Here is a 5596-nt window from a genome sequence, read left to right as displayed (position 1 = left end):
GTCGCCCACGGCTGCACCGGCAAGGGCAACGACCAGGTGCGCTTCGAGGTGGGCATCGCCGCGCTCGAGCCGCAGCTGCGCTGCATCGCGCCCGTCCGCGACCTCGCCCTCACCCGGGACAAGGCCATCGAGTACGCCGAGCGCAACGAGCTGCCGATCGAGACCACGAAGAAGTCGCCGTACTCCATCGACCAGAACGTCTGGGGCCGGGCCGTCGAGACCGGCTTCCTCGAGGACATCTGGAACGGCCCCATCGAGGACGTCTACTCCTACACCGACAACCCGGCCGAGCCCCGCGACGCCGACGAGGTGGTCATCACCTTCGACAAGGGCGTTCCCGTCGCCATCGACGGGGAGACGGTGACCGTCCTGCAGGCCATCCAGCAGATGAACCGCCGCGCGGGCGCGCAGGGCGTCGGCCGGCTGGACATGGTCGAGGACCGGCTGGTCGGCATCAAGAGCCGCGAGGTCTACGAGGCGCCCGGTGCGCTCGCCCTGATCACCGCGCACCAGGAGCTGGAGGCCGTCACGGTCGAGCGCGACCTCGCCCGGTTCAAGCGGCAGGTCGAGCAGCGATGGGGCGAGCTGGTCTACGACGGCCTGTGGTTCTCGCCGCTGAAGGACGCCCTGGACACCTTCATCGCCAGGTCCCAGGAGCACGTCTCCGGCGAGATCCGGATGGTCCTGCACGGCGGCCGCGCCGTCGTCAACGGGCGGCGGTCCGAGCAGTCCCTGTACGACTTCAACCTGGCCACCTACGACGAGGGTGACACGTTCGACCAGTCGCTCGCCAAGGGCTTCGTGCAGCTGTGGGGCCTGCCGTCGAAGATCGCCGCGAAGCGGGACCAGCATGTCTAGGGCACTGTGGGGTGGCCGCTTCTCGTCCGGGCCGGCCGACGCGATGGCCGCGCTGTCCGTCTCGACCCACTTCGACTGGAAGCTCGCCCAGTACGACATCGCCGGCTCGCGCGCCCACGCGCTCGTGCTGCACAAGGCCAAGCTGCTGACCGACGAGGAGTTGTCCGGCATGCTCGCCGCGCTGGACTCCCTCGCGGACGACGTCGCCGCCGGCGAGTTCACGGCCGCACCCGGCGACGAGGACGTCCACACCGCCCTGGAACGCGGGCTCATCGAACGTGCCGGTCCGGACCTCGGCGGCAAGCTCCGGGCCGGCCGGTCCCGCAACGACCAGGTCGCGACGCTGTTCCGGATGTACCTGCGGGACGCCGCCCGAGTCGTCGCACTGGGCGTGACCGACGTCGTCGAGGCGCTGCTGCACCAGGTCGACCAGCACCCGACCGCCGTCATGCCGGGCCGCACCCACCTCCAGCACGCCCAGCCCGTGCTGCTCGCCCACCACCTGCTCGCGCACGTCCAGGCGCTGCTGCGGGACGTGGACCGCCTCCGCGACTGGGACCGGCGCGCCGCGGTGTCCCCGTACGGGTCGGGTGCGCTCGCCGGCTCGTCGCTCGGTCTCGACCCGGACGCCGTGGCCAAGGAGCTGGGCTTCGACGCGGCCGTCGCGAACTCCATCGACGGCGTGGCGTCCCGCGACTTCGCCGCCGAGATGGCCTTCTGCCTGGCCATGCTGGGGGTGAACCTGTCCAGGATCGCCGAGGAGGTGATCATCTGGACGACGGCGGAGTTTCGTTACGCGACGCTCGACGACGCCTGGGCGACGGGGTCGTCGATCATGCCGCAGAAGAAGAACCCGGACGTCGCCGAGCTGACCCGCGGCAAGTCGGGCCGGCTCATCGGCAACCTGACCGGGCTCCTGGCCGTGCTCAAGGCCCAGCCGCTGGCCTACAACCGGGACCTGCAGGAGGACAAGGAGCCGCTGTTCGACTCGGTCGACCAGCTGGGGCTGCTCCTGCCCGCCATGGCCGGGATGCTGCGCACGCTCCGGTTCGACACCGCGCGCCTGACCGAGCTGGCGCCCGCCGGGTTCACCCTGGCCACCGACATCGCCGAGTGGCTGGTGCGCCAGGGCGTGCCGTTCCGCGTCGCCCACGAGGCGGCGGGGGAGTGTGTGCGGATCGCCGAGTCCCGCGGCGTCGGCCTCGACGAGCTGACCGACGCCGAACTGGTCGGCGTGCACCCCGCCCTCTCGCCCGAGGTGCGTGACGTGCTGACCGTCGACGGCTCGATCACCTCGCGCGACGCGTACGGCGGCACGGCCCCGGCGCGCGTCGCCGAGCAGCGTGCCCGGCTCGACGAGGTGCTCACCGGCATCCGGGAGTGGGCCGCCTAACGCCGGGTGGCGCGCTCGACGGCGGCGGCCCAGTCGCCCGAGTGCGCCATCCACCGCGTGACCGGGAGCTTCTTCCGGTCACCGTCGTTGACGGCCACCAGCTTGCTCCCGTCGACCTCCAGCGTCCGGAACGGGAACGTGCGCCGCACCGGGCCGACCACGGCTCTCAGCTCGACCGCCGAGGAGGACACCCAGAAGTACGGGCGCACCAGGTAGAGGATGCCGAGCAGCGTCACCAGCGCGCCGACGAGCACCGACGCGTTGAACTCGCCCAGCGCCATGAGCCACAGACCCAGGAACAGGCAGACGGCGCCGAGCACCACCATGACGACGCCGACGACCGGGTTGTAACGAACCTTCACGCGTGCCTCCCGAGTTGCCATGACTGTGCCGCCTGGACCCCGGGACCGGTCCCGGAAGATTCCGCATGATTGTTGTGCACGACTCGGGGTGGAGCTGTGCCGGGGCTTCGGCATGGTCACCAGCGCTGCTGCTCCGCGAGGTGACCGCCGCGCACCGCACGACCGTGACCCCGATGAACTCGATGATGACGCACCCCGCCTTCTCCTTCGGTGCGATCACGCCGAACGCACTGGCCGGCGTCGCGATGGTGGTCGGCGCGGTCGTGCTCACGCTCTCCGCGCCGCTCTGCCTGCCGGCGGCGAGACGGCAATCCGTATCCGTATAGGGTCGAACACATGTCCGTGGCCGTGCCGTTGGAGCGGCAGCTCACCAGGGAGGAGCTGGCCGTCGACCCCGTCGACGCCGCCAAGCTCCTGCTCGGCTGCGTGCTCGAGGCCGGCACCGTGCGCGTTCGGCTGGTCGAGGTGGAGGCGTACCGGGGCGGCGACGACCCCGCGTCGCACTGCTACCGAGGCCGGACACCGCGCAACGAGGTGATGTTCGGCCCGGCCGGTCACCTGTACGTGTATTTCGTGTACGGCATGCACTTCTGCGCGAACGTCGTCTGCCTGACCGACGGGGTGCCCGGCGCCGTCCTGCTGCGTGCCGGCGAGGTGGTCAGCGGGCTGGCGGAGGCACGGGTCCGGCGACCGGCTGCCCGCAGCGACACCGAACTGGCCAAGGGGCCGGCGCGGCTGACGTCCGTGCTCGGGCTGGAACGCGAGCACAACGGCCTCGACCTCACCGACCCGGCGTCGCCGGTCCGGCTGTTCGCCGGTCAACCGGTGCCGCCGGAGCGCATCCACGCGGGCCCGCGGGTGGGGGTCGCGGTGGCCATGGACGTCCCGTGGCGGTTCTGGGTCGAGGGCTCACCCGCCGTCAGCGTGTACCGCCGCGGAGGCAAGGCGGCTCGCCGACAAACGCGTTGAGCAGGTACGAGACACTGAGCTCGTGACGGAGCACATTCTCGACGAGCTGACCTGGCGCGGGTTGATCGCGCAGTCCACCGACCCCGACGCGCTGCGCAAGGAACTGGACGCCGGCGTGGTCACCCTCTACGCGGGGTTCGACCCGACCGCACCCAGCCTGCACGCCGGTCACCTGGTGCCGCTGCTCATGCTCCGCCGCTACCAGCAGGCTGGGCACCGGCCGATCGTGCTCGCCGGCGGGGCGACCGGGATGGTCGGTGACCCGAGGGACGTGGGGGAGCGCAGGCTCCAGTCCGCCGACGTGGTCGCCGAGTGGTCCGAGCGGATCCGCGGGCAGCTCGAGCGGTTCGTCGACTTCGACGACTCGCCGAGGGGCGCGGTCATCGCCAACAACCTGGACTGGACCGGCGACCTGCCCGTGCTGGAGTTCCTGCGGGACATCGGCAAGCACTTCTCGATCAACGTGATGCTCGCGCGGGAGACTGTCAGGCGGCGGCTGGACACCGACGGCATGTCGTTCACCGAGTTCAGCTACCTGCTCCTCCAGTCGAACGACTACCTGCAGCTGCACCGGCGCTACGGCTGCGCGCTGCAGGTCGGGGGCTCGGACCAGTGGGGCAACATCATCGGCGGGGTCGAGCTGATCCGCCGCGTCGAGGCGCACGCCGTCCACGCGATGACGACGCCGCTGGTCACGGACGCGGAGGGCAGGAAGTTCGGCAAGTCGACCGGCGGCGGGAATGTTTGGCTCGATCCGGCGTTGACATCCCCGTACGCCTGGTACCAGTACTTCGTGAACGTCGGCGACGCGGACGTCATGCGGTACCTCCGGATGTTCACCTTCCTGTCGCGCGAGGAGATCGACGCGCTGGAGGAGGACAGCAGGGAGCGACGGCACCTGCGTGCCGCCCAGCGCCGGCTGGCCGCGGAGCTGACCACGCTGGTGCACGGTCCGCGGGCCACCGAGCAGGTGGTCATCGCGAGCGGTGCGCTGTTCGGGCGCGGGGACCTGCGCGACCTGGACGCGTCGACGCTCGACGCCGCCATGGCGGAGGTGCCGACGGGCAAGGTCCGGCTGGCCGACTCGCCGACGATCGTCGACCTGCTGGTGTCGTCCGGGGTCGCCGAGAGCCGGGGCGCCGCCCGTCGCGTCGTGAAGGAGGGCGGGGCGTACGTGAACAACTCAAAAGTCGCCGACGAGGACTGGCGACCGTCGTCCGCGGACCTCCTGCACGAGCGCTGGCTCGTGGTGCGTCGCGGCAAGCGGACGGTCGCCGGCGTTGAAACTGCCCCCTGACCTGCGCGAACGCAGTTAAGGGGGGGTGGGTGAAACCGGGGTTTCGCCGCCGTGTAACTTTATCTCTGCCAGCGCGGAACGGGCCGGAAAGCCGAAAGGCAGACCGGAACGGAGCGAAGGCAGGGGGTCGCGAACCAAGCTCTCACGACAAGTGATAGAGTGGGCGACCTGGCGACAGATCTGGTCTGGCATATCTTCGAGACCATTGCGATCCATGCCCGTATCACATTGCACTTGCGGGTCGAGTATGGCAGGAACGACCACCACAAGATCGAAGGGCTGTGGAAAGCGTTCGCGCGCGCGCTAGACGCCGCAACGCGCATCGACGAACGCATCGCAGGCCAGATTCCATCGACCAAAGGTGTGCTCTAGGAAGCGGGCGATGCAGGTGTCTGGCACATCCGACCTCCGGACGGCCCTGGAGCGTGCACTCCCGCCGTCGCTGCACCTGGCCCTTCACCAGGCCATCGCGATCATCTCTGACCTCGGAATACCGGCGTATCTCGTCGGCGGTCCTGTCCGCGACCTATTGCTGGGGCGACCGGTGGAGGACCTTGACCTCGTGGTCGAGGGTGATGCACTTGCCGTCGCGGACCGTTTCGCCAGCCTGACGGGCGCGAGCCTGACCCGTCACGAGGCGTTCCGTACGGCGAAGGTGCCGATCGACGATGGCGATCGACCACGCCATCTCGATTTTGTGACGGCGCGCGACGAGCG

At 70.2% G+C, this 5596-nt stretch carries 6 protein-coding genes and 2 pseudogenes; 7 read left to right on the top strand and 1 reads right to left on the bottom strand.

What is annotated here, in order from left to right:
* Both ACJ73U_RS05560 and argH read left to right on the top strand, forming a co-directional pair.
* Positions 1-858 (top strand): argininosuccinate synthase (locus ACJ73U_RS05560; RefSeq protein WP_407776433.1); only part of this gene is annotated, 858 nt, incomplete at its 5' end.
* Positions 851-2251: an argininosuccinate lyase gene (gene argH, locus ACJ73U_RS05555; protein WP_407776432.1), complete on the top strand. Its 1401-nt coding sequence runs from the start codon at positions 851-853 to the stop codon at positions 2249-2251. The genes ACJ73U_RS05560 and argH, both read left to right, overlap by 8 nt.
* On the opposite strand, the gene ACJ73U_RS05550 is transcribed toward argH, so the two are convergent.
* On the bottom strand, positions 2248-2613 hold the full coding sequence (locus tag ACJ73U_RS05550) for a hypothetical protein (RefSeq protein WP_407776431.1): 366 nt from the start codon (positions 2611-2613) through the stop codon (positions 2248-2250). The genes argH and ACJ73U_RS05550 overlap by 4 nt on opposite strands.
* Before the next feature lie 65 nt (positions 2614-2678).
* On the opposite strand from ACJ73U_RS05550, the gene ACJ73U_RS05545 reads away from it, so the two are divergent.
* The 5 genes and pseudogenes from ACJ73U_RS05545 to ACJ73U_RS05525 all read left to right on the top strand — a co-directional run.
* Complete coding sequence (locus ACJ73U_RS05545; RefSeq protein WP_407776430.1) at positions 2679-2939, top strand: hypothetical protein; 261 nt, start codon at positions 2679-2681, stop codon at positions 2937-2939.
* 10 nt (positions 2940-2949) lie between these two features.
* On the top strand, positions 2950-3582 hold the full coding sequence (locus ACJ73U_RS05540; protein WP_407776429.1) for a DNA-3-methyladenine glycosylase: 633 nt from the start codon (positions 2950-2952) through the stop codon (positions 3580-3582).
* A gap of 22 nt (positions 3583-3604) precedes the next feature.
* The gene (gene tyrS, locus ACJ73U_RS05535) at positions 3605-4879 is read left to right on the top strand and encodes a tyrosine--tRNA ligase (RefSeq protein ID WP_407776428.1); all 1275 of its coding nucleotides are present in this window, start codon (positions 3605-3607) and stop codon (positions 4877-4879) included.
* Positions 4880-5023: 144 nt separating this feature from the next.
* Positions 5024-5251 (top strand): annotated as a pseudogene (locus ACJ73U_RS05530) (imidazoleglycerol-phosphate dehydratase); the annotation flags it as partial.
* 10 nt (positions 5252-5261) lie between these two features.
* A pseudogene (locus ACJ73U_RS05525) lies at positions 5262-5596 on the top strand (hypothetical protein); the annotation flags it as partial.

This window comes from Actinophytocola sp. (assembly GCF_045807065.1).
In the GTDB taxonomy this organism is placed as follows: domain Bacteria; phylum Actinomycetota; class Actinomycetes; order Mycobacteriales; family Pseudonocardiaceae; genus Actinophytocola.
The sequence above is the reverse complement of the archived record's forward strand: the minus strand, read 5'-3'. Positions and strand labels throughout refer to the sequence as shown.

Bases quoted from the DNA above. Each gene is read 5' to 3' on its own strand.
- ACJ73U_RS05540 (WP_407776429.1), top strand. From the start codon at position 2,950: ATGTCCGTGGCCGTGCCGTTGGAGCGGCAGCTCACCAGGGAGGAGCTG.
- ACJ73U_RS05545 (WP_407776430.1), top strand. From the start codon at position 2,679: ATGATTGTTGTGCACGACTCGGGGTGGAGCTGTGCCGGGGCTTCGGCA.
- argH (WP_407776432.1), top strand. From the start codon at position 851: ATGTCTAGGGCACTGTGGGGTGGCCGCTTCTCGTCCGGGCCGGCCGAC.